Here is a 25,525-nt window from a genome sequence, read left to right as displayed (position 1 = left end):
CGGAAAGGCGTGCCTCACCTGTTCTGGAAATCGGGCTTCCGCTTCTCGATGAAGGCGGTCATGCCCTCCTTCTGGTCATGCGTCGCGAAGAGCGAGGAGAAGACGCGGCGCTCGAAGCGCAGCCCTTCGCTCAGCGCCACCTCGAAGGCGCGGTTGATCGCCTCCTTCGCCATCAGCACCGAAGGAAGCGACTTGGCGGCGATGCCGTCAGCCGCCTTCATCGTCTCGGCCATGAGATCGGCCAAGGGCACGATGCGGGCGACGAGGCCGGCGCGCTCGGCCTCGTTGACGTCCATCATCCGCCCGGTGAGGCAGAGATCCATGGCCTTGGCCTTGCCGATCGCCTTGGTCAGGCGCTGCGTGCCGCCGGCTCCGGGAATGACGCCGAGATTGATCTCGGGCTGGCCGAATTTGGCGTTGTCGGCGGCGATGATGAAGTCGCACATCATGGCGAGCTCGCAGCCACCGCCGAGCGCAAAGCCCGCAACCGCCGCGATGATCGGCTTGTGGCGCTGGCCGATGCGGTCCCAATCGGCGAATTTGTCGTCGAGATAGGTCCCGGGGAAGGTCCGGCCCTGCATCTCCTTGATGTCGGCGCCGGCGGCAAAGGCCTTCTCCGAGCCGGTCAGGACGATGCAGCCGATATTGGGATCCTTTTCGAAGCCGTCGATGGCCGCGTTGACCTCGTCGATGAGCTGGCCGTTCAGCGCGTTCAGCGCCTGCGGCCGGTTCAGCGTGACGACGCCGACCTTGCCCTTCACCTCGACGAGAATGGTCTCATAAGCCATGGCGGCCTCCCGGATGCTTCGTTGGGCCACGTTTAGCGGGCGGGAGGAGCGCGGTCCATGCGAGGGAGCGCACGCGGACATGGGTGCTCCAGCGACCAGCTTGGGCACTCCCGTGACCAGGCCTTGCCGTAGCGGGCCGGATCACCTTCACTCGCCCCATCTTGCAGGAGGAGGGCGACCCCATGACCGAGCCCGTTACTGGCCGCTGCTTCTGCGGCTCCATACGCTTCCGCTTCAATCAGCCGCCGGTGGCGAAGCGAGCCTGCTGGTGCCGCGACTGCCAGTATCTCTCGGCCGGCAACGCCTCGATCAACCTGATCTTCCCCGCGGTGAGCCGGGAGCTGGAGGGCGAAGTCCGCGACTATGTCAGCCTCTCCGACGGCGGCAACGTGATGCGCCGCAGCTTCTGCCCGCATTGCGGCACGCCCCTGTTCAGCGCCTCCTCATCGCGGCCGGAGATGGTCGTGGTCCGCGCCGGCGCGCTCGACGACCGCGAGCTCGGCAAGCCTGAGGGCTTCATCTGGACCGCGTCCGCACCGTCCTGGGGCCTGACCGACACCGGCGTGCCGTCCTGTCCGAACCAGCCGCCCCCCGTTGCCGCCCGCTGATCAGCGCCGCGGCTGGCAGCTTTCGCAATAGAAGGTCGAGCGGCCGGACTGCACGAGCCGCTTGACCACAAAACCGCAGCCCGGCGTCACGCAGGCCTGCCCCTCGCGGTCATAGACGCGAAACCGGTGTTGGAAATAGCCGAGCGAGCCGTCGGCATGGGCGAAGTCGCGTAGCGTCGAGCCGCCGGAGATGATCGCCTCTTCCAGCACCTCGCGGATGATCTGCGCCAGCGCATGTGCCGCCGGTCGCGGACGGCCTGTCGCGGTCGCGATCGAACCGGCCTCGGCTTCGGGGTGGAGCCCGGCGCGGAACAGCGCCTCGCAGACATAGATGTTGCCCAGGCCGGCGACGAGGCGCTGGTCGAGCAGGGCCGCCTTCAGCGGCGCGAATTTTCCCGCGAACAGCTTCGCCAGCGTCTCGCCGGAGAGTTCGTTCCCCAGCGGCTCGATGCCCATACCGGCGAAATGCTTGGAAGTCGCGAGATCGGCGCGTGGAACGAGGTCCATGAAGCCGAAGCGGCGGACATCATTATAGGTGACGCGCGCGCCGGAGCCGAGATGGAAGACGACATGGTCGTGCTGCAGGTGCCGGCCGATCTCGTTGTAATAGGCGCCAGGCTCGGTCGGCGGCGTGCCAGGCGCCTCCACCACGAAGCGCCCGCTCATGCCCAGATGCATGATCAGCGCCTGGCCGTCATCGAGATCGACGATCAGATATTTGGCGCGCCGCGACAGGGCTTCGACCTTGCGGCCGGTCAGGCGTGCGACGAAGCGATCGGGCAGGGGGAAGCGCAGATCGGGCCGGTTCTGCTCGACGCGCGCGAAAACCTGCCCCAGCATGGCGGGCTCCAGCCCACGACGAACGGTTTCGACCTCGGGAAGTTCGGGCATTCCAGTGCACTCTCAAGCCTGCGTCGAGACGGGCCGCGACAAGCCCCGCTCGTTTCGCTATTCATCGCCTCACCAGAACACAAGAGCAGCCCGCGCCGTGACAGCAGCCTCCGACACCACTCATTTCGGTTTTGAGACCGTGCCGCTCGTCGAGAAGCAGGCCAAGGTCGACGACGTCTTCCACAAGGTCGCCAGCCGCTACGATCTGATGAACGATCTGATGTCGGCGGGCCTGCACCGGCTCTGGAAGGATGCGCTGATCACGACGCTGAAGCCAGCGAAGGACCGGCCCTTCCACCATCTCGACGTGGCCGGCGGCACCGGCGACGTCGCCTTCCAGGTGCTCGCAGCCGGCGGGCTGCAGACCGACGTCACCGTGCTCGACATCAATGCTGAGATGCTGAGCGTTGGCCGCGACCGGGCGCAGAAGCGTTTTCCCGATGACGATCGCATCCGCTTCGTCCAGGGCAATGCCGAGGCGCTCGGCCTGCCGGACAACCATTTCGACGCCTATACGATCGCCTTCGGCATCCGCAACGTGCCGCGCATCGACAAGGCGCTGTCCGAGGCGTTTCGCGTGCTCAAGCGCGGCGGGCGCTTCCTCTGCCTCGAATTCAGCCATGTCGACGTGCCGCTGCTCGACAAGGTCTACGAGGCCTATTCCTTCAATGTGATACCGCCGATGGGGCGGATGGTGACGGGCGAGGCCGAGCCCTACCAGTATCTCGTCGAATCGATCCGCAAATTCCCCAAGCCGCAGGCCTTCGCCGGCATGATCGAGGATGCCGGCTTCCGGCGGGCGAAGTTCACGCCGATGACCGGCGGGGTCGTGGCGCTGCATTCCGGCTGGAAGCTGTGAATCCCGGCTATTTTAACCGCGCCGTCGTCCCGGGCGGAGCGAAGCGCAGACCCGGGCCCCATGCGGGAACCGTTCAGGAATGGATCCCGGGTCTCCCTTCGGTCGCCCGGGATGACGGCGCGAATTGGATCTCAGCTGCGGCCAACCTCGTGATCGGTTGCCGCGCATGATCACTGCCACCGCCCATCTCGCCCGTTCCGCGCGGGTCGGCTTCGTGCTGGCCCGCGAGGGCGCGCTTGCGCTCGTCGATCCCTCGGTCCTGCCGCCGCTGGCGCGCGCCGCGATCCGGCTCGGGCGCTTGATCGAACGCAAGGGCGCCGGCTCGTCCGCGACGCGGCTTGCAGCGGCGCTGACGCGGCTTGGACCGTCCTATGTCAAATTCGGCCAGTTCCTGGCGACACGGCCCGATGTCGTCGGCATGAAGATCGCCGAGGATCTCTCGGCTCTGCAGGACCGGATGGCCCCGTTCCCGATGGAACAGGCGCGCGCCGCGATCGAGGCCGCCCATGGCCGGCCGGTCGAGGCGATCTTCGCCGAATTCGGGCCGCCCGTCGCCGCCGCCTCGATCGCGCAGGTGCATCGCGCCCGGCTGAAGGATGGCTCGGAGGTCGCGGTCAAGGTGCTGCGGCCCGGCATCCGCGACCGCTTCCACCGCGACCTCGCGGCGATGCGCTTCGGCGCGGAGATGGCGGAACGACGTTCGCCCGAGGCGCGTCGCTTACGCATGTCGGGTGTGGTCGAGACGCTGGCGCGCTCCGTGACGATGGAGATGGATCTCAGGCTGGAGGCCGCCGCCCTCTCCGAATTCGCCGAGAACACCAAGGACGATGCCGATTTCCGCGTGCCGACGCCGGATTGGCAGCTCACCGCGCGCGAAATGCTGGTCGATGAATGGATCGACGGCGTCCGGCTCTCCGACATCGAAGCGTTGCGGGCCGCCGGGCACGATCTCCAGCTGCTCAGCCGCACCGTCATCCAGTCCTTCCTGAAGCATGCGATCCGCGACGGCTTCTTCCATGCCGACATGCATCCGGGGAACCTGTTCGTCGACTCGTCAGGGCGGCTCGTCGCCGTCGATGGCGGCATCATGGGCCGGCTCGGACTGAAGGAGCGGCGCTTCCTCGCCGAAATCCTGCTCGGCTTCATCACCCGCGACTATACCCGCGTGGCGGAAGTGCATTTCGAGGCCGGCTATGTGCCGGGCCACCACGCGGTCGCGGATTTCGCCCAGGCGATCCGTGCGGTCGGCGAGCCGATCCACGACAAGAGCGCCGACCAGATCTCGATGGCGAAGGTCCTGACCCTGCTCTTCGAGATCACCGGCCTGTTCGACATGGCGACGCGTACCGAGCTCGTGATGCTGCAGAAGACCATGGTGGTGGTCGAAGGCGTTGCGCGCACGCTTGATCCGCATCTCGACATGTGGACCACGGCCGAGCCCGTGGTGCGCGACTGGATCACCCGCAATCTCGGGCCGCTGGGCAAGATCGAGGATGTCGGGCGCGGGGCGCGCTCGCTCGCCTTCAGCCTCGCCAGCCTGCCCGAGACCGTCGGCCGGGCGGAGCGCGTGCTCGGCCAGCTCGAAGATGCCTCACGGCATGGCTTTACGCTGGATGAGCGCAGCATCGAGGCGATCGGCCGGGCCGAGGCTCAGCGCAACCGCTGGGGCAATTGGGCGCTCTGGCTGATCGCGGGCCTGATCGCCTATGCGGTGCTGGGATAAGCTCGACATAGGCCCAGCCACTGCCGTCATGCTCGGGCTTGTCCCGAGCACCCACGTCTTTGCTTCATCGCGGTCGCAAGACGTGGATGGTCGGCACAAGGCCGACCATGACGGGGAGGTGGAGCAGATCGCTTAGGCCACCACGCAGGCTTCCGCAGGGGCGCTGCTGATCATCCAATGCGTGCCGAAGCGGTCCTGGAGCATGCCGAAGCGCGGCGCCCAGAAGGTCTCCTCCAGCGGCATCTTGATCCTGGCTCCATCCGAGAGCGCGGCGAAGATGCGTTCGGCCTCGGCCGTATCTTTGACCGTGACGCTGACCGAAACGCTCTGCATCGGCCCCTCGCTGCGCTCGGGCGGGGAATCGGACGCCATTAGCATCTGCCCGCCGTCGAGCTGGAGGCAGGCATGCATGATCTTGGGAACCCAGTTGGGAGCGACCTGGCCCTCGGCTGGCGTGCCCTTATGGCTCATCATGGCGATGATCTTGCCACCGAGGATCTTTTCATAGGCGGTGAAGGCTTCCTCGCAATTGCCGGGGAAGAAGAGATAGGGGGCGATCTTCATGGGATCTGTCCTTGCATCTGGAGGGGATAAGGCCGCGCTCACGCGGTCCGGCGGTAATGGGCTGTCATGAATTCGGTCCAGCGTCCGTCTTCGCCTGGTACATTGGAGGTCAGGACGCGGTGATCGGGGCTCAGGACAGTCATGATGTCGCGATATTTCGCCATCTTGCCGTCGCCCGCGAAGCTCGGCCCCTCGGTCTCCAGCGTCAGCACGGTTCCGGTCTCGTCGAGGAAGCCGTCATAGACCCATAGATGCGTCATCATCGAGCCGGTGAAGGTGCCGACGAAGCGGCCCTTTTCGGGGTCGAAACCGAGCGTCATCAGCGTCGTCGCGGGGCCGCAGCCGGGCATCTCGCCCTTGCCTTCGCCCAGCGTCCAGAGGCCGCCGAGCGAGCGCACGCTCTCGGTCCCGGTCGATGTCTGGCGCGGCTTGTCCGGCCCCATCGAGCACTCCATCTCGGATGCCCATTCTCCGACGAATTGCTGGAGCCAGGCGTGTTCCTTGCGTGGTTCGGCTAGCATCGGGCGATCTCCCTGATCATGTGGTTGTCGAAAGCGCGGCTCTGTGTCCGCGTCGTCTTTGGCCGCTACCGGCGCTCGGCCTGCGCCTTGAGGCTGGCGAGGCCGGCCTCGAAATCGCCGCCGACCATCCGGTCCATGTTGAAGAAGACATGGATGATCTTGGCGAAGAACGGGGTTGGTCCCGTCATCGTCCAGGTCACGTTCGTTGCAGAGCCTTGCGGCTGCAGTGCGAAGACGGCGGCGTTATGGGCCTCGAAGGGCTTGATGAAGTCGAGCTTGAGCCCGATCTTGCTTGACGGTTCGGCCTCGACGATTTCCATGCTGCCTTCGCCGACATTCTTGTCACCCGCCCAGGCATAGATCGCCCCCTTGCCGGTCTCGGCCCCGCTGAAGCTGCGCTTCAGGTTGGGATCCTTCTTCTCCCAGGGCGACCAGGCGCCCCAGGCCCTGAAATCCGCGATCAGCGGGTAGACGCGCTCGGGCGGCGCGTTGATGGCGATGGCGCGCTGGACCTGGAAACTGTCGGGCTTCATTGCGGCAAGGATCAGCACCACGACGATGCCGATGGCGAGGATCGTCAGCAGGCTGAGAAGAACGGTCTTGAGCATGGGTTTTCCTCGTTTGACGCCGCCACGCGGCTCTTGCTTTTGTTTCAATGCGTTTTCTTTACGCGGACCGATGTCCGCTTCGTTCGAAACCGCGTTACGGTTGACCGTCCTCGGCCGGCGCTGCCTGCATCTCGCGCAGCACCTCCTCCAATCGTCCCAGGCTCTGGTCCCAAAAACGGCTGTAATGTTCCAGCCACTCCGACACCTCGCGCAGAGGGCCGGGGTCGAGCCGGCAGGGCCGCCATTGCGCCTCGCGGCCGCGCGTGATCAGCCCGGCCCGCTCCAGCACCTTGAGATGCTTGGAGACGGCCGGCAGGCTCATCGCGAAGGGCTCGGCCAGCTCCGTCACCGAGGTCTCGCCCAGCGACAGCCGCGCCAGGATGGCGCGCCGCGTCGGGTCGGCAAGGGCGGACAGGGTGAGGCTGAGCGGGTCGCTCGACATTGAATTAAACCGATGAGTTAATTAACTTGATGGTTCAATAATGCCGTGCCGCTTCGCTGTCAAGCGGGCAGCGCCACACTCCAACCGGCCTGCATGGGACCCATCCCTGTTGTCAGCGGGGCAGTGGCGCAGCTAGAAGCTCGACCGAACGAGAGGTACGTTCGCCCCATGACATTCGAGACCGCCGCCACGCCAGACGCCGCCGTCGACCGGCTGGAGCTGCTCTATGCGGACGCGAAGACGGCGTTGCGCGGCGATCTGCAGCGCTTTTTCGATACGGGCGAGGCGCCGACGCTAGAAGAGCGCGCGCGCTATCGCTATCCGCTGCTGCGCGTCACCTACGAGCCCTCGAAGCTGCCCGCCGCGACGCGGCGCGGCTTCGCCAAATTCGCAGCGCCCGGCATCTATTCGACCACGGTGACGCAGCCGGCCGAATTCCGCGCCTATCTGCTCGACCAGCTGCAGCCGCTCGTCGAGGAATATGGCGCCACGATCGAGACCGGTGTGAGCCATCAGGAAATCCCCTACCCCTATGCGCTCGAAGGCGGCGACGAGCTCGGGCGCGGCAAGGTCACGGCGGCCGAGCTCGCCCGGCATTTCCCGACGCCCCTGCTCTCCCTGGTCGGCGACGAGATCGCCGACGGCACCTTCGACATCGTCGAGGGCGAGCCGCGCCCGCTCTCGCTGTTCGATGCGGTGCGGGTCGACTACTCGCTGCGGCGGCTGGTGCACTACACCGGCACCGACTGGCGCGCCGTGCAGCCCTGGGTGCTGCTGACCAACTACCACCGCTATGTCGACCAGTTCGTGCGGCTGGCGCTGGCTGAGATCGAAGCCGGCACGGCCGAGGCCCTGGTGACGCCGGGCGGTGTGCGGATCGAGCGCGACGGCATCGACGTTTCGGCAGCCGAGCGGGTGATGTCGGCGCCCTGGCATCGCTTCCAGATGCCGGCCTATCACCTGATCCGCAGCAAGGGCGACGGCGTGACGCTGGTCAATATCGGCGTCGGCCCCTCCAATGCCAAGAACATCACCGACCACCTCGCGGTGCTCAGGCCCAATTGCTGGCTGATGGTCGGCCATTGCGGCGGTCTGCGCCAGACGCAGATCATCGGCGACTATGTCCTGGCCCATGCCTATCTCCGGCAGGACGGCATCCTGGACGAGCTGGTGCCGCCCGACATCCCGATCCCGGCGCTCGCCGAGGTCCAGGTCGCCCTCCAACAGGCGGCGGCGGAAGTGACGGGCGAGCAGGGCGACCGGCTGAAGAACCGGCTGCGCACCGGCACCGTCGTGACGCAGGACGACCGTAACTGGGAGCTGCGCTGGACCAAGGAGCGCCGCCGCATCAACCTCTCGCGCGCCATCGCGGTCGACATGGAATCGGGCACGATCGCAGCGCAAGGCTACCGTCTGCGCGTGCCCTACGGCACTTTGCTCTGCGTCTCCGACAAGCCTCTACATGGCGAGATCAAATTGCCCGGCGCGGCGAACGCCTTCTATGAGCGCGCCGTCGGCGAGCATCTCAAGATCGGGCTCGCGGCGCTGGAGAAGCTCAAGGAAGCGGGCTCGACCATTCACTCGCGCAAGCTCAGGAGCTTCGACGAGCCGCCGTTTCGGTGAGGCTCGTTGCCGTCATTCTCGGGCTTAGCGAAGCGCAGACCCGAGAATCTCTGGCAGGAGATGCTCGGGTCTGCGCCCGAGCATGACGGCAAGGCGGCCCGCCCCATGACAGCCCCGCCCGCCGGATGCTAGGTGAAGGGTATCCCGGCTCAGGAACCTCCGCCTTGCCCGCCTCCCGCTCCATCCTCCTGATCATCGGCGGCGGCATCGCCGCCTATAAGTGCCTGGAGCTGATCCGGCGCTTGAAGGATCATGGCATCGCCTCGCGCTGCATCCTGACTAAGGCGGGCGAGGAGTTCGTCACGCCGCTCTCCGTCTCGTCGCTCGCCGGCGAACGCTGCTTCACCGATCTGTTCTCGCTGACCGACGAGGCCGATATCGGCCATATCGCGCTGTCGCGCTCGACCGACCTCATCGTCGTCGCGCCCGCCACCGCCGATCTCATCGCCAAGATGGCGACGGGGCTTGCCAATGACCTCGCCTCGACCGCGCTGCTCGCCACCGACAAGCGCATCCTGATCGCGCCCGCGATGAATCCCAGGATGTGGGAGCATCCGGCGACGCGCCGCAACATGGCGCAGCTCGAGAAGGACGGTGTGCTCGTCGTCGGGCCCAATTCCGGCGCCATGGCCGAGCGCGGCGAGAACGGGCCGGGCCGCATGGCCGAACCGCTCGAGATCCTGGCCGCGATCGAGCGTGCTCTGGCCGGCGATATGGCGGCACAACCGCGTGCGATCGGCTTCCTCGGTCGCACGCCGGGCGGCGCGGCCATCGCGCAGAAGCCGCTCGCCGGCAAGCATGTGCTGGTGACATCGGGACCGACGCATGAGCCGATCGACCCGGTGCGCTACATCGCCAACCGCTCCTCGGGCAAGCAAGGTCATGCAATCGCGGCCGCAGCTGCAGCCGCTGGCGCCAGCGTGACGCTGGTCTCCGGCCCCGTCGGCCTGCCCGACCCCGACGGCGTCACCACGATCCATGTCGAATCCGCTCGCGAGATGCTGGCGGCGACCGAGGCGGCGCTGCCCGCCGACATCGCGGTCTTCGCGGCCGCCGTCGCCGATTGGCGCGTCGCGGACGCAGCGCCGGAGAAGATGAAGAAGGGCACTAGTGGGACGCCGGCCCTGGCGCTGGTCGAGAACCCCGACATCCTGGCGACCGTCGCTCATCGCAAGACCGGCCGGCCGGCTCTCGTCGTCGGCTTCGCGGCGGAAACGGAAAACGTCATCGACTATGCCCGCGCCAAGCTCGCGAGGAAGGGCTGCGACCTGATCGTCGCCAATGACGTCGGCGGCACCGGCGTGATGGGCGGCGATTCCAACACCGTCCATCTCGTCACCCGCGACGGCGTCGAGACCTGGCCGACCCTGGCGAAGGAGGAGGTCGCGAGCCGCCTGATCGCGCATCTCGCCGGGCTGACGGGCGTCTCGAAGGCGGGAGCCTAGGCATGGTCACGATCCCCGTACGCCGCGTCGGACATGGCGCCGGGCTGCCGCTGCCGGCCTATGAAAGCGCGGGCGCGGCCGGGCTCGATCTGCGCGCGGCGCTGGCAGAGGGCGACACGCTCGTCATGGCTCCCGGCGAGCGCATTGCGGTTCCCACCGGCCTTGCCCTGCAATTGCCGGCCGGTTTCGAGGCGCAGGTGCGCCCGCGCTCGGGATTGGCGTTGCGGCATGGCATCACCCTGCTCAACGCGCCGGGCACGGTCGATAGCGACTATCGCGGCGAGGTCACGGCCATCCTGATCAATCTCGGCCAGGAGCCTTTCACGATCCGTCGCGGCGACCGCATCGCGCAATTGGTGATCGCGCCGGTCACGCAGGCCAATCTCGTCGAGACGACAATCCTGGACGAAACCGCGCGCGGCGCCGGCGGCTTTGGCTCGACCGGCGTCTCGGACATGCCCAAATCGGACACCGTCAAGTCGGACACGGACAAGGGAGCGGTCGCGTGAACCTGCTCTCGCGCCGCAGCCTGCTCGCCATCGCGGCGGTGGTCGATATCGCCCTGCATGCGCGGCCCTCGCCGGTCGCGGCCAAAATGCTGGCGGCGCGGCATGATCTGCCACCGCGCCATCTCGAGACGCTGCTGCAGGCGCTGGTCCGGGTCGGCATCCTGAAGGGCGTGCGCGGTCCGCGCGGCGGCTATGAGCTGGCGCGCGAGCGCCGCCGGATCACCGCCGGCGAGATCGCGCGCGCGGCGATGCAGGAGGTTGGCGAGGATGGACTCGGGCCCATGCCGCAATCGCGCCTGATCGACCTCGTGGTCGGCCCGCAGGTGGAACGAGCCTCGCAGGCCTTTCTCTCGACACTGGATGGGGTCACCGTCGAGGAGCTGTGCCAGCAGGCGGAGCGCAGCGCGGCCTTTGACGGGGCAAGCGCGACCACCGATTTCACAATCTAAATTTGTATATAATGTCTATCATCGACATGGACTGTGAATTGAACTAGCGTCGCCATAAATCACGATCATTCCCAGGAGGATTCCATGACCGAGGCAGCGCGCACGCTCCACTCCGCTCCGAGCAAGGCCCCAGGCCGCGGCCGGGTCTATGAATCGATCACCGACACCATCGGCGACACCCCCTTGGTCAAGCTCAACCGCCTGCCGGCCGAGCGCGGCGTCAAGGCGACGATCCTGGCCAAGCTCGAATTCTTCAACCCGATCTCCAGCGTCAAGGACCGCATCGGCGTCAACATGGTCGATGCGCTGGAGGCCTCCGGCGCGTTGAAGCCGGGCGGCACGCTGATCGAGCCGACCTCGGGCAATACCGGCATCGCGCTTGCTTTTGTCGCCGCCGCGCGCGGCTATCGCCTGATCCTGGTGATGCCGGAGACGATGTCGCTGGAGCGCCGCAAGATGCTGGCGCTGCTCGGCGCCGAGCTCGTGCTGACGCCCGGTCCCGGCGGCATGCGCGGCGCTGTCGCCCGGGCCGAGGAGCTCAAGGCGGAGATTCCGGGCTCGATCATCCCGCAGCAATTCGAGAACCCGCATAATCCGGAAATCCATCGCAAGACGACCGCCGAGGAGATCTGGAACGACACTGACGGCAAGGTCGACATCTTCATCTCCGGCGTCGGCACGGGCGGCACCATCACCGGCGTCGGCCAGGTGCTCAAGGCGCGCAATCCCGGCGTGAAGATCATCGCGGTCGAGCCCGAGGATTCGCCGGTGCTGTCGGGCGGCGCGCCCGGCCCGCACAAGATCCAGGGCATCGGGGCGGGCTTCGTGCCGGGCATCCTCGACCGCTCGGTCATCGACGAGGTCGTCACCGTCGGCAACCAGACCTCCTTCGAGACGGCGCGCGCCCTTGCCAAGAGCGAGGGCATCCCAGCCGGCATCTCGTCCGGCGCGGCAGTTGCTGCGGCGCTCGAAGTCGGCGCGCGGCCGGAGAATGCCGGCAAGACCATCGTCGTGATCATCCCCTCCTTCGCCGAGCGCTATATTTCGAGCGCCTTGTTCGAGGGTCTGTGACGCCGGCCACGATTCAGATCGTCCGCGTCGGTGCTGCGCTGCCGGACGGTTTCGAGGCCTTGCGACAAGAGGCGGCCGGGGAGGATTACGCCTTCCTCGACCGGCTGACTGACGAGGTCGCGCGCGGCGACTATGCCGGCGATGGCGATCTGCCTGTGCTCTTCGCAGCCTTCGCGGAGGGCGAATTGGCGGGGCTGGGCGGCCTCACACCCGACCCTTACGATCCGGAACCGGATCTCGCCCGGCTGCGCCATGTCTATGTGCGTCCCGCCTGGCGCCGCCATGGTGTCGGGCGCGCCATTGCGGCGGCCCTGATCCAGCAGGGTTTTGCCGTGGCGGCGCGGCTCTCCCTCCGCGCTGCCGACGACCGCGCCGCCGCCTTCTGGGATGCGGAAGGTTTTCGGCGCGATCTCAGCGGCGCGACGCGCACACATCTGCTGGAGCGCTAAGCCCGGCCACCTGTTAGCGACGCAGTATGAGCCTGTTGCCCCAGGGATCGGCGATCGAGGGTCCCTTGGCATCCTCGCTGCCGCCGGCCGCCAGGATGCGCTGGCGCATCGTCTCGAAATCCCCGGCATCGCGAGCCACCAGCTCGAAGAAGCCGAGCCCCGCTTCGCCCTCGCCGCGTGCGCTGGCGCCACGGCTGTTCCAGATATTGCCGGCGATGTGGTGATGATAGCCGCCGCTGGAGAGGAAGCTCGCGCCGGGATAGCGTACCATCAGCTCGAAGCCGAGCTTGCCGGCATAGAAGGCCTCGGCCTCAGCCGTCTCGCCGACGCGCAGATGGATATGGCCCATGCGCGTGCCGCTGGGCATGCCGGCATAGGGGCTAGCCTGGGCTTCGCTTAGCAGCGCCTGCAGATCGAGCCGCTCGGTCGCCATCTTGATCGCACCGTCGCGGCGCGGCCAGTCGGCGCGCGGGCGGTCGCGATAGATCTCGATGCCGTTGCCCTCGGGGTCCGACAGATACAGCGCCTCGCTGACGAGATGGTCAGAGGCGCCTTCGAGCGCGATCTGCGCATTGGCGGCATGGCCGACCCAATCGGCCAGGGCGCTGCGCGAGGGCAGCAGGATGGCGAGGTGGAACAGGCCTGCCAGCGAGGTTGGGCGCTCGGCGCCCGCCTCCAGCCGCACCAGAACCTCGCCATCGACGCCGAGCGTGGCGAGGCCGGGCTCCTGATGGATCAAAGCAAGGCCGATCGCGTCACGATAGAACGCCGTCAGCTTCGCCAGGTCGTGAACCCTCAACGCCACCGCGCCGATATGGAAGGGCGCATCCAGCGCTTCGAGCCGGACGGGCGAGGCGGATTTAGAATCCCGGTTGGAATCTTGGACCGCGAGCATGGCAGCCTCCGAAAATGAGCCGGCCTTCACTGGCCGTGTGAGCCGGAAGATGGTGATCTTCGCCCGCCTTGTCGCCCCTGGTGGTGGCAAGCTCATGATTGCAGCAGCGCAATCGCGGGTAGGGCTCAGGACACAGGGCTCAAGGCTTGGTCGGGTCGCGCCGGTCGATCGCGAAATGCTGGAACCATGGCGCTTCCACCCCGCCGATCAGCGAAGCGAGCATGCGCGAGGCGAGGAAGCTGAAGGTGATGCCGTTGCCGCCATAGCCATAGGCTGCGAGCATGCGCGCCTGCCCGGGCACCCGCCCGATCAATGGCAACCCGTCCGAAGTCTGCCCGAAGGCGCCCGACCAGGCATGGCCAAGCGTCGCTTCGGCCTGCGGCAGAAGCGCCTTGAGCTTGCCGAGCAAGGCTTTCGTCTTCTGCGGCCCCAGCTGCTCGCGCAGTTCGGGATCCTCGGTCGCTTCATCCTCGCCGCCGAGCACGATGCGGCCATCGGTCGTCGTGCGGCAGTAGATATAGTCCTCAGAAGCCTCCCAGATCAGCGCCGGACCGGGCCAGAGCGCCGCCGGCGGCTGCGGCAGGGTTGCGATTGCCCAGCTCGAGGCGGTTCTGTGCAGGTCGCTCGTCACGCAAGCGGGCATCACATAGCCCGTCGCGAGCACGACATGGCCGGCTTCGACAGTCCGGCCGCCAGCGAGCTTGACGGCGGCAGCTTGCGAGCTGCTCTCGAAAGCAACCGCCTCGTCCCGGATCAGGCGCGCGCCGCGCCCAGTGGCTCGCGCCAGCAAGGCGTGGCACAGGCTGAGCGGATCGGCCTCGGCGGAGCGCGGCGAGACGAGCGCGGCCGCCCGGTCGAAACCGAAGGCGCCGAGCAGCGTCGCATGGTCGAGCAGAGCGCCGGGAAGCCCGGCCCGCTCGCGCAGGGCATGCTCGTCCCGAAGCTCACGCGGGCCGACCTCGCCCGCCGCGAGATAGACCGTGTCGCGCGAGACGAAGGCCGCGCCGAGTTCCAGCCGCGCAACCAGCTCGCCCAGGCCCGCTACGGCGCGGAAGCTGCGGCGATAGAGATCGGCGGCGCGGTCGAAGCCGTAAAGCTCCGCCAGCCGGCGCAGCGGCAGGTCGATCTCCCATTGCAGCATGGCGGTGCTTGCAGCCGTGCTGCCAAAACCCTCCCGCTCGCGGTCGATCACGACGACCTTGTGGCCGAAGGCGGTGAGATGTTCCGCCACCATCGCGCCGGTGATGCCGCCGCCGACGATCGCGACATCGCACTGGATATCGGCCTCCAGCTCTTCGCTGGCTGGACGCGCCGGGCCAGCGAGCCATGGGCCGCGGCCGCTGCGCAGATCGTCCTGGCGGGTGGTGTCGGGATCGAGCATCAGCCTCAATCCGCCGTCGGCCCGCCGACCGAATCGGCCATGGCCGCGCCGCGCTGGCCCAGCGGCTTCGGGTTGCCCATGGTGGTGTCGTGAGCGGTCTGGTGTTCGAGCTCGGCGTTGAACTCGGCCCCAGCGAGCACGATCACTGCCGAAAGCCAGAGCCAGGTCATGAACACCACGACGGTCGCAAGCGACCCATAGGTCGCGGTGTAGTTGCCGAGCGTTCCGACATACCAGGAAAAGGCCCAGGACGCGGCGGCCCAGAGCAAGGCCGCACCGACCGCCCCGGGCATCACCCAGGCGAAGCGCACCGCGCGCCGGCTCGGGCCGATCCAGTAGAGACAGGCGATGGAGAGCATCGCGACGATGAGGAAGAACGGCCAGCGCACCAGTCGCAACAGCCGCTCCAGCTCATAGGCGAAGGGGAACAGCGCGGTCACGACAGGCACGGAGGCGATGACGATCAACGCCGCCGCCAGCAGCACCACGCCGCTGATCGTCGTCATCAGCGATAGGGCGTTGAGCTTGAGGAAGCTGCGCTTCTCGCGCTCGCGATAGATGATGTTGAGCGCATCGAAAATCGCCTTCACGGCGGCGTTTGCGCTCCAGAAGGCGACGAGGACGCTGATCAGGACGGTGAGCGACAGGGCCGAGGAACTCTGCCCGGCAAGCCGCATGGCCTGTTCATGGATCAGGTCGCGCGCAGCCTGCGGGAAGACGATGGTGAGGCCGTCGAGCTGCTCGGCGATGGTCGAGGGATCGGTGAAGGAACGGTAGATCGTCACCAGGAGCGAGAGCGCCGGCACCAGCGACAGCAAGGTGTAGAAGGCGACCGCTCCGGCGAGCGAGGCCAGCCGGTTGTCGGCGACATTGCCGGAAAAGCGCAGCAGCACGTCCTTCCAGCCGAGCCAGGTCATCTCCAGCGGGGAGGAGGCTGTGCGCCCGCGCGCAGCCTCCCGCGAGCTCCGTGTAAAGCGCCGCGATACCGCGCCATAGGCATAGCCCAGAGCCACGGCCGCGCTGGCCAACCCGGCAATGCGTTTCAGGAAGGCCATCGGCTGATCGTCTCCACCGCCATGACGACAGCGTAGCTGCAACAACGCAGCGCAACGCTTGTTCCGTATCAGCCCCGATGCGGTGGCTTAGGTGATTGTTAACCTTAACGCTTTCTTCTGTTCAAGGACCGGCGCGCGTGACGAACGCGCGGAAGGGCTCGGATGCTCCCGATGGGCCGCGCTGCAAGGCGCGGCGCCAGAGCCTTGAGTCCCAGATGTCGTTTGAGAGTTGAGATCGTGATGAGAACGCCGCTGAGAACCGCGCTGGCCGCCCTGCTGGTCCTGACTGGCGGTGGCGCCATGGCCGCCGATCTATCCTCGGGCAAGCAATTGCCGCCCGCGCCGGCCTTGCCGAGCTTCTACTCCTGGACCGGCTTCTATCTCGGCGCGCAAGGCGGTTACTCCTGGGGTTCGGATAGGATCAGGCAGCTCTCCGCCACTGGGCTGGGCTATGCCGGCGCCTTCCGCAGCACGCCCGGAAGCGCACTCGGCGGCGGGCAGGCCGGCCTGAATGTCCAGTTCGACTCGATCGTGCTTGGCCTCGAAGGCGATCTCGAAGCCTTGCAGGAGCGTGGCAGCTTCAGCCTCGGACGCAGCCAGCGCGACTGGCAGGCCTCGCTGCGCGGCCGCATCGGCTATGCCTTCGACACCGTGATGATCTACGGCACGGGCGGCGCGGCCTTCACCGAATTCAATCTCAGATCCTACGATCCCGCCTCCGGCCTCGGTGGGAGCACGCAGGTTTCCAGGGCCGGCTGGACGCTCGGCGGCGGCGTCAACTACGCCTTGACCAACAATCTGATCCTGGGAGCGGAATACCGCTACACCGATTACGGCAAGTTCGACCCCACTGCCCGGAACACCGCGCTGGGCCTCGCCGGCGAGCAGGAGGCGAAGACGCATACCGTGCGGGCGAGCCTCGCCTACAAATTCTGAGCGGATGCTGGCGGCGGTTCTGCGCGCCAGTCCCCGTCATTGCGAGCACCCGGGTCTTGCCTTCGGCAAGCCCAAGTACAGGCTCGGCGAAGCAATCCAGCTTCAGGCGCACTCCTGGATTGCTTCGCTTCGCTCGCAATGACGATGGAAACGGGCCAGAAGCGCTCTAGGGCTCGTGGGGATTCACAAGACGGTTTGCATGTGATTCAAGCTTTGGATGGATCGCTCTGTTTTGACGGACGCCCAATGGGCGAAGATGGAACCGCATTGCCTGGGTAAGCCGACTGATCCTGGGCGTAGCGGAGGTGATAACCGGCGTTTCGTCGAGGCGGTGCTGTGGATCGCGCGCACGGGCAGTCCGTGGCGTGATCTGCCGGCCCATTTTGGGAATTGGAGCACGGCGTTTCGACGGTTCCGCGACTGGCGCGCCGCCGATGTCTTCAAACGCCTCTTCGACGCCTGCTCGGAAGAGCCCGATATGGAATATGCCATGGTCGACGCCACGATCGTGAAGGTCCACCGCCACGGACAGGGCGCAAAAGGGGGACTCAAAGCCAGGCCATCGGCCGCTCCAAAGGCGGCATGACCACCAAGATCCTCGCGCTCACCGATGCGCTCGGCAACCTTGTGCGCTTCCAACTCCTGCCTGGCCATCGCTTCGATACGGTGGGCGTCGAGCCACTGATCGAGGGTATCGATTTTGGCGGCCTGATCGCCGACAAGGCGTTCGACAGCAACGTCATCGTCGCCGATCTCAATAAGCGCGGCGCCAAGGTTGTCATCTCGCAGCACCCGCGCCGCACCAAGCCGCTGCCGCTCGACCGCGAACTCTACAAATGGCGCCATCTCATCGAAAACTTCTTTTGCAAGCTCAAGGAGTTCAAGCGCGTCGCCATGCGCGCCGACAAAACCGACCAAAGCTTCTCAGCAATGATCTACCTCTCTGCTGCCGTCATCAATTCTCGATGAATCCCCACAAGCCCTAGAAACCCGTACGCTGCCTAATCGCGGCGGCGAGTGTGCCGTCGTCGAGATAGTCGAGCTCGCCGCCGACCGGCACGCCATGGGCGAGCTTGGTCACCTTGACCGGCAGATGCGCCAGAAGGTCGGTGACGAAATGCGCCGTGGTCTGGCCGTCGACCGTGGCGTTGAGCGCCAGGATGATTTCCTTGACCGCGGGATCGGAGGCGCGCGCCACCAACGCCTCGAGCGTCAGATGCTCGGGCCTGACGCCGTCCAGCGCCGACAGAATCCCGCCCAGCACGTGATAACGCCCCTGGACCGCGCCCGAGCGCTCCAGCGCCCAGAGATCGGCGATGTCGGCGACCACCACGATCTGCCCGTCGTCGCGGCGCGTATCGCGGCAGAGCGAGCAGGGGTCGCTCGTATCGATATTGCCGCAGTTCGAGCAGACGACGATACGCTCGCGGGCAACCGCCATGGCTTCCGAGAGCGGGCCGAGCAATTGCTCGCGCTTCTTGACGAGGTGCAGCGCAGCGCGCCGGGCCGAACGCGGCCCGAGCCCCGGCAATTTGGCCAGGAGCTGGATCAGGCGTTCGATCTCGGGGCCGGCGATGGCGCGGGACATGTGGGGCCTTGAGGCTCGCGTCATGGTCGGCCCTGAGCCGACCAACTCTTCATCCAGAGGCATTCCTGCACAAGATGCTCGGGTCAAGCCCGAGCATGACGGCGGAGCCTCAAAACAGCTTCATGCCGGGCGGGATCGGCAGGCCCTTGGTGATCTCGGCCATGCGCTCCTGCATGACCCGCTCGGAGCGGCCGCGCGCATCGCTGCAGGCGGCGACGATCAGGTCTTCCAGGATCTCGCGCTCATCGGCGAGCATCAAAGCCGGGTCGATCTTCACAGCCTTGACCGCGCCCTTGGCCGTCATGGTGACGCTGACCATGCCGCCGCCGGCGGCACCCTCGACTTCGATGGTGTCGAGCTCGGCCTGAACATTGGCCATCTTCTGCTGCATTTCCTGCGCCTGCTTCATCAGGCCCATCATATCGCGCATGGTCGCTTCTCCCGTAGTCCCTGACTGCTTTTGGAAACCGGATATCGGAAAATCAGAAATCGATGCCGTCGAAATCCGGCTCGCTATCGTCGAAGAGCGGCTCGGCCTCGGGCAGATAATCATCCTCGGAGGACGCCGCGGCAGGCGCCTCTGAGGCCGCGGCGCGCGGATCGCGGACATCGACGATGCGCGCGCCCGGAAAGCGCTCGAGCACCGCCCTGACCGCCGGATGCGAGGCCGCGTCGCTCTCGCGCCGGTCCTTCTCGGACTCGGCCTGCTCGCGCAGGGTCGCGCCGCCCTCGGCGGTGACGACCGCCACCATCCAGGTCTGGCCGGTCCATTCCTTCAGCTTGCGCGAGAGGTCGGTGGCAAGCGTGCGCGATGCGCCCGAGGTCACGGAGAACTCGATCCGGCCGGGCTCGAAGCGCACCGGGCGGACATCGCGCTCGAGCGCGATCTTGAGCGTGATGTCGCGATGCTGCGAGGCAAGCGCGACGACATCCTCCAGCGAAGCCACCTGCACGAGCGGCTGGGCCATGGCGCGCGGGGCAGCCATGGGAGCCGGCATCGGGTTGGCGCTGGCGAGCACCGGCCGCGCGGCCAGCGCCGTATTGCCGCCGCCCGAGGGCGGGCGCGGCGCGGAGGAGGGCGCGCCATTGCCGCCGGACATGGCTCCGGAGCCGTCGCGCAGCATCTTCAGGGCCTCGTCGGGCGTCGGCAGATCGGCGGCATGGGCGAGGCGCACCAGCACCATCTCGGCCGCCATGACCGGCCTGTCGGCCTGCTTTACCTCGGTGATGCCCTTGAGCAGCAATTGCCAGGTCCGTGCCAGCACGCGGATCGACAGGCGCTGGGCGAAATCGCCGCCGCGCAGGCGCTCGGCCTGGTTCAGCGTGTTGTCCTTCAGCGCCTCGGGCACGAGCTTGAGGCGCGTCACCAGATGGGTGAATTCGGCGAGATCGGTCAGCACCACGACCGGATCGGCGCCAGCGTCATATTGCGCCCGAAGTTCGCCGAGCGCGGCGGCGATGTCGCCCTTCATCACCACCTCGAACAGGTCGATGATGCGAGCCCGGTCGGCGAGGCCGAGCATGGAGCGGACATCGTCGAGCATGATCGTGCCCGCCGCATGGGCGATGGCCTGATCGAGAATCGAGAGCGAATCGCGCACCGAGCCCTCGGCCGCGCGCGCAATGGCCGCCAGCGCCTCGTCCTCGGCCTCGACGCTCTCGGCCTTGCAGATGCCCGAGAGATGCGACACCAGCAGGCTCGCGTCGACGCGGCGCAGGTCGAAGCGCTGGCAGCGCGACAGCACGGTCACCGGAACCTTGCGGATCTCGGTCGTCGCGAAGATGAAGCGCGCATGCGGCGGCGGCTCCTCCAGCGTCTTCAGGAAGGCGTTGAAGGCACCGGCCGAGAGCATGTGCACCTCGTCGATGATATAGACCTTGTAGCGGGCCGAGACCGGCGCGTAGCGCACCGCGTCGTTGATCTGGCGGACATTGTCGACGCCGTTATTGGAGGCGGCGTCGATCTCCATCACGTCGATATGCCGGCCCTCGATGATGTCCTTGCAGTGGATACCGAAACGGGCGAGGTCGGTCGTGGGCGCGCCGCCGCCATCCTCGGTCTGATAGTTCAACGCGCGCGCCAGGATGCGGGCGGTCGTGGTCTTGCCGACGCCGCGCACGCCGGTCAGCATCCAGGCCTGGGGAATGCGGCCGGCGCTGAAGGCGTTGGTGAGCGTGCGCACCATCGCGTCCTGGCCGATCAGGTCGCCGAAATGGGCGGGGCGGTATTTGCGGGCCAGCACGCGGTACGGCGTCGGCGCAGCCGCGGCGGGCGCCGGTTCGAAGCCGGCAAAGCCGGGTTCGTCTGTGGAGGCGGCGTCGGTCTCGTCGGTCATCAGACTGCTTTCGCCAATCGCGAGGCGACGGTCAACGCTTAGTGACGGTCAAGGCCTGGTGACGGTCAAGGCCTGGTCTTGTCGCGAATGGCCTGAAGGGCGTCGCAGATGGCGCAATCGCGCCGCCAGGCCGCATGCCGATCATACGCATGAGGTGGGAGGCTGGACGAAGACCCGTTCGGTCTCGTTAGGGCTGCTTCCTTCCGGACCTGACCCGGTTGGCGAGTGAGACGTCCCTCGCCAACCTCCCGGGCGCTATATCGGGGATGTCGCGCCCGAGCGCAAGCCTGCCCTGTGTGCAAGCCTGCCTGTCGTTGTTCCCGGTTCAAGCGGACTCCCCGGTTCAAGCCGACCTGGGCGGCTCGGAGGGCCGGTTCTCTTCCTGCGCCGCGAAGACGTTATGGGCGTAGGCGTCGAGGATGGCCTCGGAGCGGGCGAGGCGCTCAGCCGCCTCATCGGCGCGCGGGGCCTTGTAGAAATCGAGCTTGCGGATCTTCTCGATCCAGTTCTTGAACTTCATCAGTTCCTGCTCGTTCTCCTCGAGCTCGGCGAAGGTGAAATGCGAGACGCGGGTCTCCTCCGCGATCTCGGCCTCGAAGGCCACGCATTTCTCGACGAACTCCTTGTACTCGTCGTCGCGGTCGGCATTGAAGCGCCCGATGATCTTCTCCTCCTGCTTCTGGTCGAGTCCGACCGTCGCCAGCAGCAGCGCCTCGCCCTCGGCCTCGGCGATCTCGTTCTCGACCACCTTCAGACGCCGCAGATGGTCGTCCGTCTTCGGCAGCAGGCAGACGCCGCCCTGCAGATAGACCGCACCCATGCCCTTGAGCTTGCGCCAGACCGAGACGCGCTTGCGGGCCGGCTCGGCCGGGATCTTATAGGTCAGCAAAAGCCACTCCAGCGACGCCATGGAACCTCTTGAATGTTACGGCCGTTACATTTACAAGCGATCAAACCGACCGCTGGGCGAGAGCCATTGTGACAGGCTTCCTTCCCTTCGGCCAGCCGCCCCTGCAAGCGAGCCCCAGCCGATGACCTGGACGACAGCTGCCCCCGCCATATCCGCCGCCTTCCTCGCCTCGCTCGTCGAGGTGGTCGAGGCCTTCACCATCGTGCTTGCGGTGGGAACCGTGCGCGGCTGGAAGCCGGCCCTGACCGGAACCGCATGCGCGCTCGCCGCGCTCGCGCTGCTGGTGCTGGTCCTCGGTCCCGTGCTCGGCAGTATTCCGCTGCAAGCGTTGCAGCTCTTCATCGGCGTCCTGCTGCTGCTGTTCGGATTGCGCTGGCTGCGCAAGGCGATCCTGCGTTCCGCCGGCTTCATCCCGCTGCATGACGAGCTCGCAGCCTTTGCGAAGGAGACGAATGCGCTCAACGCCGCGAGAGCGCGCGAGCGCGAGGCCAGGCATCTCGACTGGATGGCCGGCCTCACCGCCTTCAAGGCCGTGATGCTCGAGGGCATCGAGGTCGTGTTCGTGGTCATCGCCGTCGGGGCCGGGCGCGACTTGATCTGGCCGGCGAGCCTGGGGGCGCTTGCCGCCTGCCTGCTCGTGCTCATCCTCGGCGCCATCGTTCACAAGCCGCTGGCGCGCGTGCCCGAGAACACGCTCAAATTCGGCGTCGGCGTGATGCTCTCCGCCTTCGGCGTCTACTGGACGGGCGAGGGGCTCGGCGCGGCCTGGCCTGGGCACGATCTCGCCATCCTGGGCCTTGCCGCCATCTTCCTTGGCGTCGGCCTAGGCCTTGCCGCCCTGATCCGCCAGACCGCCCCGGAGATCGCCCGATGAACGCCCTTCGCCTGATCGCGCGCGAGATCACCGGTCTGTTCGTCGATGACGAGCGCCTCGCCTTGTCCATCCTTGCCGTCGTCGGCCTTTGCGCGCTCGCCGCCTTCGGCCTCCCCGGCCAGCCCCTGCTGGTGGAAGCCCTGTTGACGCTCGGCTGCCTTGGCGTCCTCGCGGCCAGCGTCAGGCAAGGCGCTGCGAGGAAATGATCGCCCAGCCCATCGCCCAGCCCATCGCCAAGGACGAAGGGTCGCAGGCCGGCGCGCCCAAACCGGGCATTCGGCCGGGCATTCAGCATTGACTTGGGCGGAGCCATCCGCCATAAGCCCGCCACTTGCGCAGCCTTGTAGGCGGCGCAGAACCTTTTGCATGACAAGCTCGCATGGTCACGCTTCCCGAGGGAAGCCGCGACCGCCGGGCTGACAAGGCCCCGGAGACGGATCGTGAAGAGAACTTATCAACCCAGCAAGCTGGTTCGCAAGCGCCGCCACGGCTACCGCGCTCGCATGGCGACTGTCGGCGGCCGCAAGGTCATCGCAGCCCGCCGCGCCCACGGCCGCAAGAAGCTTTCGGCCTGAGCTGCCGGCGCGTGAGCCTCGCGCGCCTTCTTGTCTGGAAGACTGGCCAATCGCCATGCGCCTCGCCCGTCTGACCCAACGCAAGCAATTCCTGGCGGCGGCCGAACACGGCCGCCGTTTTCGTTCGTCGGTCCTCACGGTGCAGGTGCGCGACGCCGCCGAGGAGGCGGGCCGCGACGGCCTGCGCCTTGGGCTGACCGCCTCGCGCAAGGTCGGCAATGCCGTCAAGCGCAACCGCATCCGCCGCCGCCTGCGCGCCGCAGCGGCGCTCGCGCTCGGCGCCCAGGCCGGGCGGGCCTGCGATGTCGTGATCATCGCGCGCACTGAAACGCTGAGCGCCGGCTTCGAGGCCCTGGTCGCCGATCTCTCGATCGCGCTCGACCGCGCCCGGCCGGCCAAGCCCTATGCGGCCAGATCCGGCCGCAAGCCCCCGCAAGACAAGCAACGCGCGCCCGATAGCGGCAGCGCGCCGGCCAAACCTTAAGCCCCGTCGGGCGTCAGCGAGATTTGTTTCCGATCATGATGAAAGAAGACAACCGCAACCTGCTTCTGGCGATCGCGCTCTCCGTGGTCGTGCTGCTCGGCTGGCAGTTCTTCTACGGCGTGCCGCAGATGGAGAAGCAGAAGCAGATCGCGCAGCAGAACCAGCAGGCGCAATCCGCGCCCGCCGGCTCGCCCGCCACGACGCCTGCCCCCTCGACCGTGCCCGGCCAGCCTGCCGGCACAGCCGCTCCGGGCGCCGTCCCCGCGACACTGGCCTCCGAGACCCGCGAGCAGGCGCTCGCCCGCAGCCCACGCGTCCGCATCGAGACGGCCAAGATCGCCGGCTCGATCGCCCTCACCGGCGCGCGCATCGACGACGTCTCGCTCAAGGCCTATCGCGAGACGGTCGATCCCAACAGCGCCAACATCATCCTGCTCTCGCCGCTCGGCGGGCCCAACGCCTATTATTCCGATTTCGGCTGGGTGGCCGCGCCCGGCGCCGCCGTGCCGCTGCCCAACGCCTCGACCCTCTGGAGCGCCGATGGGTCGGTGCTGCGTTCCGGCACGCCGCTGACGCTGTCTTGGGACAATGGCCAGGGCCTGCTGTTCAAGCGCGTTATCACCATCGACGACAACGCCATGTTCACGATCAACAATCAGGTCGAGAACAAGGGCGGCGCGCCCGTCTCGCTCTTCCCCTATGGCCAGGTCGTGCGCCAGGGCAAGCCGGCGACGCTGGGCTATTACGTCCTGCATGAGGGCCTGATCGGTAATCTCGGCGAGCAGGGCCTGCAGGAATACACCTACGACAAGATCGACAAGGAGCCGCTGCTCTCGCCCGGCGCCAACGGCAAGGTCTGGAAGGACGCCGTCGGCGGCTTCGTCGGCATCACCGACAAGTACTGGGCCGCGGCAGTCGCCCCCGACCAGGCGCGTAAATATGAAGGTCGCTATTCCTCGGTCCAGACCGGGTCGCAACGCACCTATCAGGCCGATTTTCTCGGCGAGGCCATCACCGTCGCGCCCGGCGCGAGCGCGGCGAGCCAGGCGCATCTCTTCGCCGGCGCCAAGGAAGTCGCCGCGATCGACGGCTACGAGAAGAACCTCGGCATCAAGCGCTTCGAACTGCTGATCGACTGGGGCTGGTTCTACTTCATCACCAAGCCGATGTTTTTCGTGATGGACTGGATCTACAAGCATGTCGGCAATTTCGGCATCGCGATCCTGGGCGTCACGCTGCTGCTGAAGGGCCTGTTCTTCCCGCTCGCGAGCAAATCCTACGCCTCGATGGCGAAGATGAAGGCCGTGCAGCCGGAGATGGTCGCGATCCGCGAGCGCTATGCGGACGACAAGATGAAGCAGCAGCAGGCGCTGATGGAGCTGTACAAGACGCAGAAGATCAACCCGATCGCCGGCTGCTGGCCGGTGCTGCTGCAGATCCCGGTGTTCTTCGCGCTCTACAAGATCCTGTTCATCACCATCGAGATGCGGCATGCGCCGTTCTTCGGCTGGATCAAGGATCTGGCCGCGCCGGATCCGACCTCGATCGTCAACCTGTTCGGGCTCCTGCCCTTCGCCTCGCCGGCCTTCCTGCATATCGGCGCCTGGCCGATCTTCATGGGCATCACGATGTTCATCCAGATGAAGATGAACCCGGAGCCGCCGGACCCGGTGCAGAAGATGATGTTCACCTGGATGCCGGTGTTCTTCACCTTCCTGCTCGGCTCGTTCCCGGCCGGCCTGGTGATCTACTGGAGCTGGAACAACCTGCTCTCGGTGAGCCAGCAGGGCTACATTATGAAAAAGAACGGCGCCAAGATCGAGCTGTTCGACAACATCAAGGGCCTGTTCGGCAAGAAGCCGGCGACACCGCCAGCTGCACCGCCGCCTGCGGCCGGCTCGACCAAGCTCATCGGCTCCAAAGCATCGACAAAGGCTGCCG

At 66.9% G+C, this 25,525-nt stretch carries 28 protein-coding genes, 1 other RNA gene and 1 pseudogene; 16 read left to right on the top strand and 14 right to left on the bottom strand.

Going from position 1 to position 25,525, the window contains the following annotated elements; translation table 11 throughout:
* Window positions 1-14: 14 nt before the first annotated feature.
* Window positions 15-788 (bottom strand): enoyl-CoA hydratase, encoded by a 774-nt coding sequence (locus tag RMR04_RS30255; RefSeq protein WP_311912196.1) that lies wholly within the window; start codon window positions 786-788, stop codon window positions 15-17.
* Window positions 789-970: 182 nt separating this feature from the next.
* Here RMR04_RS30255 and RMR04_RS30250 point away from each other — a divergent pair, with 182 nt between their 5' ends.
* The gene (locus tag RMR04_RS30250; protein WP_311912195.1) at window positions 971-1,396 is read left to right on the top strand and encodes a GFA family protein; all 426 of its coding nucleotides are present in this window, start codon (window positions 971-973) and stop codon (window positions 1,394-1,396) included.
* Here RMR04_RS30250 and mutM read toward each other — a convergent pair whose 3' ends face one another.
* Window positions 1,397-2,287, bottom strand: coding sequence for a bifunctional DNA-formamidopyrimidine glycosylase/DNA-(apurinic or apyrimidinic site) lyase (gene mutM / locus RMR04_RS30245; protein ID WP_311912194.1), 891 nt, complete (start codon window positions 2,285-2,287; stop codon window positions 1,397-1,399).
* Window positions 2,288-2,384: 97 nt separating this feature from the next.
* On the opposite strand from mutM, the gene ubiE reads away from it, so the two are divergent.
* Both ubiE and ubiB read left to right on the top strand, forming a co-directional pair.
* On the top strand, window positions 2,385-3,146 hold the full coding sequence (gene ubiE, locus RMR04_RS30240) for a bifunctional demethylmenaquinone methyltransferase/2-methoxy-6-polyprenyl-1,4-benzoquinol methylase UbiE (RefSeq protein WP_311912193.1): 762 nt from the start codon (window positions 2,385-2,387) through the stop codon (window positions 3,144-3,146).
* 166 nt (window positions 3,147-3,312) lie between these two features.
* Window positions 3,313-4,869: a 2-polyprenylphenol 6-hydroxylase gene (gene ubiB, locus RMR04_RS30235; protein ID WP_311912191.1), complete on the top strand. Its 1,557-nt coding sequence runs from the start codon at window positions 3,313-3,315 to the stop codon at window positions 4,867-4,869.
* Window positions 4,870-5,001: 132 nt separating this feature from the next.
* On the opposite strand, the gene RMR04_RS30230 is transcribed toward ubiB, so the two are convergent.
* The 4 genes from RMR04_RS30230 to RMR04_RS30215 all read right to left on the bottom strand — a co-directional run bounded on the left by RMR04_RS30230 (window position 5,002) and on the right by RMR04_RS30215 (window position 7,004).
* A complete protein-coding gene (locus RMR04_RS30230; protein WP_311912190.1) occupies window positions 5,002-5,433 on the bottom strand; it encodes a VOC family protein in 432 nt (143 codons plus the stop codon).
* A 38-nt stretch (window positions 5,434-5,471) separates the two neighbouring features.
* Entirely contained in the window at window positions 5,472-5,954 is a 483-nt protein-coding gene (locus RMR04_RS30225) for a DUF1579 domain-containing protein (RefSeq protein WP_311912189.1), read from the bottom strand.
* Between the two features lie 65 nt (window positions 5,955-6,019).
* Window positions 6,020-6,562, bottom strand: a complete 543-nt coding sequence (locus RMR04_RS30220; protein WP_311912188.1) for an SRPBCC family protein — start codon at window positions 6,560-6,562, stop codon at window positions 6,020-6,022.
* A gap of 94 nt (window positions 6,563-6,656) precedes the next feature.
* The gene (locus RMR04_RS30215; protein WP_311912187.1) at window positions 6,657-7,004 is read right to left on the bottom strand and encodes an ArsR/SmtB family transcription factor; all 348 of its coding nucleotides are present in this window, start codon (window positions 7,002-7,004) and stop codon (window positions 6,657-6,659) included.
* 168 nt (window positions 7,005-7,172) lie between these two features.
* Between RMR04_RS30215 and RMR04_RS30210 the strand changes: the two genes are divergently transcribed.
* From RMR04_RS30210 to RMR04_RS30185, 6 genes are all read left to right on the top strand, one after another.
* A complete protein-coding gene (locus tag RMR04_RS30210) occupies window positions 7,173-8,627 on the top strand; it encodes an AMP nucleosidase (RefSeq protein ID WP_311912186.1) in 1,455 nt (484 codons plus the stop codon).
* 125 nt (window positions 8,628-8,752) lie between these two features.
* Window positions 8,753-10,072 (top strand): phosphopantothenoylcysteine decarboxylase domain-containing protein, encoded by a 1,320-nt coding sequence (locus RMR04_RS30205; RefSeq protein WP_311912185.1) that lies wholly within the window; start codon window positions 8,753-8,755, stop codon window positions 10,070-10,072.
* Between the two features lie 2 nt (window positions 10,073-10,074).
* Window positions 10,075-10,581 carry a dUTP diphosphatase gene (gene dut, locus RMR04_RS30200; RefSeq protein WP_311912184.1) on the top strand — a complete coding sequence of 169 codons (507 nt, stop codon included), beginning with the start codon at window positions 10,075-10,077 and terminating at the stop codon, window positions 10,579-10,581.
* Window positions 10,578-11,030, top strand: a complete 453-nt coding sequence (locus tag RMR04_RS30195) for an RrF2 family transcriptional regulator (protein ID WP_311912183.1) — start codon at window positions 10,578-10,580, stop codon at window positions 11,028-11,030. The genes dut and RMR04_RS30195 overlap by 4 nt, the downstream gene beginning before the upstream one ends.
* Window positions 11,031-11,114: 84 nt before the next feature.
* Window positions 11,115-12,101 (top strand): cysteine synthase A, encoded by a 987-nt coding sequence (gene cysK, locus RMR04_RS30190; protein WP_311912182.1) that lies wholly within the window; start codon window positions 11,115-11,117, stop codon window positions 12,099-12,101.
* Complete coding sequence (locus RMR04_RS30185; RefSeq protein ID WP_311912181.1) at window positions 12,098-12,550, top strand: GNAT family N-acetyltransferase; 453 nt, start codon at window positions 12,098-12,100, stop codon at window positions 12,548-12,550. The genes cysK and RMR04_RS30185 overlap by 4 nt, the downstream gene beginning before the upstream one ends.
* Window positions 12,551-12,563: 13 nt before the next feature.
* Here the strand turns inward: RMR04_RS30185 and RMR04_RS30180 are convergent, their stop codons facing one another.
* The 3 genes from RMR04_RS30180 to RMR04_RS30170 form a co-directional block, all read right to left on the bottom strand.
* Entirely contained in the window at window positions 12,564-13,445 is an 882-nt protein-coding gene (locus RMR04_RS30180; protein ID WP_311912180.1) for a VOC family protein, read from the bottom strand.
* A gap of 139 nt (window positions 13,446-13,584) precedes the next feature.
* Window positions 13,585-14,826 (bottom strand): NAD(P)/FAD-dependent oxidoreductase, encoded by a 1,242-nt coding sequence (locus RMR04_RS30175; RefSeq protein ID WP_311912179.1) that lies wholly within the window; start codon window positions 14,824-14,826, stop codon window positions 13,585-13,587.
* A gap of 5 nt (window positions 14,827-14,831) precedes the next feature.
* On the bottom strand, window positions 14,832-15,881 hold the full coding sequence (locus tag RMR04_RS30170) for a YihY/virulence factor BrkB family protein (RefSeq protein ID WP_311912178.1): 1,050 nt from the start codon (window positions 15,879-15,881) through the stop codon (window positions 14,832-14,834).
* A 240-nt stretch (window positions 15,882-16,121) separates the two neighbouring features.
* Here RMR04_RS30170 and RMR04_RS30165 point away from each other — a divergent pair, with 240 nt between their 5' ends.
* Window positions 16,122-16,817: an outer membrane protein gene (locus RMR04_RS30165; RefSeq protein WP_311912177.1), complete on the top strand. Its 696-nt coding sequence runs from the start codon at window positions 16,122-16,124 to the stop codon at window positions 16,815-16,817.
* A gap of 217 nt (window positions 16,818-17,034) precedes the next feature.
* Window positions 17,035-17,786, top strand: a protein-coding gene (locus RMR04_RS30160) for an IS5 family transposase (protein WP_311912176.1) whose coding sequence is annotated in 2 segments (ribosomal slippage) — window positions 17,035-17,365 and window positions 17,365-17,786 — 753 coding nt in all. Because the reading frame shifts where the segments join, the coding sequence is not laid out codon by codon here.
* Between the two features lie 13 nt (window positions 17,787-17,799).
* Here RMR04_RS30160 and recR read toward each other — a convergent pair.
* The 5 genes from recR to RMR04_RS30135 form a co-directional block, all read right to left on the bottom strand.
* Window positions 17,800-18,405 (bottom strand): recombination mediator RecR, encoded by a 606-nt coding sequence (gene recR, locus RMR04_RS30155; RefSeq protein ID WP_311912175.1) that lies wholly within the window; start codon window positions 18,403-18,405, stop codon window positions 17,800-17,802.
* A gap of 109 nt (window positions 18,406-18,514) precedes the next feature.
* Window positions 18,515-18,835, bottom strand: a complete 321-nt coding sequence (locus tag RMR04_RS30150) for a YbaB/EbfC family nucleoid-associated protein (protein ID WP_311912174.1) — start codon at window positions 18,833-18,835, stop codon at window positions 18,515-18,517.
* A 52-nt stretch (window positions 18,836-18,887) separates the two neighbouring features.
* On the bottom strand, window positions 18,888-20,741 hold the full coding sequence (locus tag RMR04_RS30145) for a DNA polymerase III subunit gamma/tau (protein ID WP_311912173.1): 1,854 nt from the start codon (window positions 20,739-20,741) through the stop codon (window positions 18,888-18,890).
* Between the two features lie 153 nt (window positions 20,742-20,894).
* An RNA gene (gene ffs, locus RMR04_RS30140) (signal recognition particle sRNA small type) lies at window positions 20,895-20,991 on the bottom strand.
* A gap of 93 nt (window positions 20,992-21,084) precedes the next feature.
* Window positions 21,085-21,651: a Chromate resistance protein ChrB gene (locus RMR04_RS30135; RefSeq protein WP_311912172.1), complete on the bottom strand. Its 567-nt coding sequence runs from the start codon at window positions 21,649-21,651 to the stop codon at window positions 21,085-21,087.
* A gap of 121 nt (window positions 21,652-21,772) precedes the next feature.
* On the opposite strand from RMR04_RS30135, the gene RMR04_RS30130 reads away from it, so the two are divergent.
* The 5 genes and pseudogenes from RMR04_RS30130 to yidC all read left to right on the top strand — a co-directional run.
* Window positions 21,773-22,525 carry a COG4280 domain-containing protein gene (locus tag RMR04_RS30130; RefSeq protein ID WP_311912171.1) on the top strand — a complete coding sequence of 251 codons (753 nt, stop codon included), beginning with the start codon at window positions 21,773-21,775 and terminating at the stop codon, window positions 22,523-22,525.
* Window positions 22,522-22,731 carry a hypothetical protein gene (locus RMR04_RS30125; RefSeq protein WP_311912170.1) on the top strand — a complete coding sequence of 70 codons (210 nt, stop codon included), beginning with the start codon at window positions 22,522-22,524 and terminating at the stop codon, window positions 22,729-22,731. The genes RMR04_RS30130 and RMR04_RS30125 overlap by 4 nt, the downstream gene beginning before the upstream one ends.
* A gap of 234 nt (window positions 22,732-22,965) precedes the next feature.
* Window positions 22,966-23,100, top strand: a complete 135-nt coding sequence (gene rpmH / locus RMR04_RS30120) for a 50S ribosomal protein L34 (protein ID WP_054142617.1) — start codon at window positions 22,966-22,968, stop codon at window positions 23,098-23,100.
* A gap of 55 nt (window positions 23,101-23,155) precedes the next feature.
* Entirely contained in the window at window positions 23,156-23,584 is a 429-nt protein-coding gene (gene rnpA / locus RMR04_RS30115; RefSeq protein ID WP_311912169.1) for a ribonuclease P protein component, read from the top strand.
* 38 nt (window positions 23,585-23,622) lie between these two features.
* A pseudogene (gene yidC / locus RMR04_RS30110) lies at window positions 23,623-25,467 on the top strand (membrane protein insertase YidC); the annotation flags it as partial.
* Between the last annotated feature and the right edge of the window lie 58 nt (window positions 25,468-25,525).

The sequence above is a fragment of the Bosea sp. 685 genome (genome assembly GCF_031884435.1).
Taxonomy (GTDB): Bacteria; Pseudomonadota; Alphaproteobacteria; order Rhizobiales; family Beijerinckiaceae; genus Allobosea.
This window is presented reverse-complemented; position numbering and strand designations above follow the sequence as displayed.

Coding starts and splice junctions, on each gene's coding strand:
- RMR04_RS30255 (WP_311912196.1), bottom strand. CDS start 788: ATGGCTTATGAGACCATTCTCGTCGAGGTGAAGGGCAAGGTCGGCGTC.
- RMR04_RS30250 (WP_311912195.1), top strand. CDS start 971: ATGACCGAGCCCGTTACTGGCCGCTGCTTCTGCGGCTCCATACGCTTC.
- mutM (WP_311912194.1), bottom strand. CDS start 2,287: ATGCCCGAACTTCCCGAGGTCGAAACCGTTCGTCGTGGGCTGGAGCCC.
- ubiB (WP_311912191.1), top strand. CDS start 3,313: ATGATCACTGCCACCGCCCATCTCGCCCGTTCCGCGCGGGTCGGCTTC.
- RMR04_RS30230 (WP_311912190.1), bottom strand. CDS start 5,433: ATGAAGATCGCCCCCTATCTCTTCTTCCCCGGCAATTGCGAGGAAGCC.
- RMR04_RS30225 (WP_311912189.1), bottom strand. CDS start 5,954: ATGCTAGCCGAACCACGCAAGGAACACGCCTGGCTCCAGCAATTCGTC.
- RMR04_RS30220 (WP_311912188.1), bottom strand. CDS start 6,562: ATGCTCAAGACCGTTCTTCTCAGCCTGCTGACGATCCTCGCCATCGGC.
- RMR04_RS30215 (WP_311912187.1), bottom strand. CDS start 7,004: ATGTCGAGCGACCCGCTCAGCCTCACCCTGTCCGCCCTTGCCGACCCG.
- RMR04_RS30210 (WP_311912186.1), top strand. CDS start 7,173: ATGACATTCGAGACCGCCGCCACGCCAGACGCCGCCGTCGACCGGCTG.
- RMR04_RS30205 (WP_311912185.1), top strand. CDS start 8,753: ATGCTAGGTGAAGGGTATCCCGGCTCAGGAACCTCCGCCTTGCCCGCC.
- dut (WP_311912184.1), top strand. CDS start 10,075: ATGGTCACGATCCCCGTACGCCGCGTCGGACATGGCGCCGGGCTGCCG.
- cysK (WP_311912182.1), top strand. CDS start 11,115: ATGACCGAGGCAGCGCGCACGCTCCACTCCGCTCCGAGCAAGGCCCCA.
- RMR04_RS30180 (WP_311912180.1), bottom strand. CDS start 13,445: ATGCTCGCGGTCCAAGATTCCAACCGGGATTCTAAATCCGCCTCGCCC.
- RMR04_RS30175 (WP_311912179.1), bottom strand. CDS start 14,826: ATGCTCGATCCCGACACCACCCGCCAGGACGATCTGCGCAGCGGCCGC.
- RMR04_RS30170 (WP_311912178.1), bottom strand. CDS start 15,881: ATGGCCTTCCTGAAACGCATTGCCGGGTTGGCCAGCGCGGCCGTGGCT.
- RMR04_RS30165 (WP_311912177.1), top strand. CDS start 16,122: ATGAGAACGCCGCTGAGAACCGCGCTGGCCGCCCTGCTGGTCCTGACT.
- recR (WP_311912175.1), bottom strand. CDS start 18,405: ATGTCCCGCGCCATCGCCGGCCCCGAGATCGAACGCCTGATCCAGCTC.
- RMR04_RS30150 (WP_311912174.1), bottom strand. CDS start 18,835: ATGCGCGATATGATGGGCCTGATGAAGCAGGCGCAGGAAATGCAGCAG.
- RMR04_RS30145 (WP_311912173.1), bottom strand. CDS start 20,741: ATGACCGACGAGACCGACGCCGCCTCCACAGACGAACCCGGCTTTGCC.
- RMR04_RS30135 (WP_311912172.1), bottom strand. CDS start 21,651: ATGGCGTCGCTGGAGTGGCTTTTGCTGACCTATAAGATCCCGGCCGAG.
- RMR04_RS30130 (WP_311912171.1), top strand. CDS start 21,773: ATGACCTGGACGACAGCTGCCCCCGCCATATCCGCCGCCTTCCTCGCC.
- RMR04_RS30125 (WP_311912170.1), top strand. CDS start 22,522: ATGAACGCCCTTCGCCTGATCGCGCGCGAGATCACCGGTCTGTTCGTC.
- rnpA (WP_311912169.1), top strand. CDS start 23,156: ATGCGCCTCGCCCGTCTGACCCAACGCAAGCAATTCCTGGCGGCGGCC.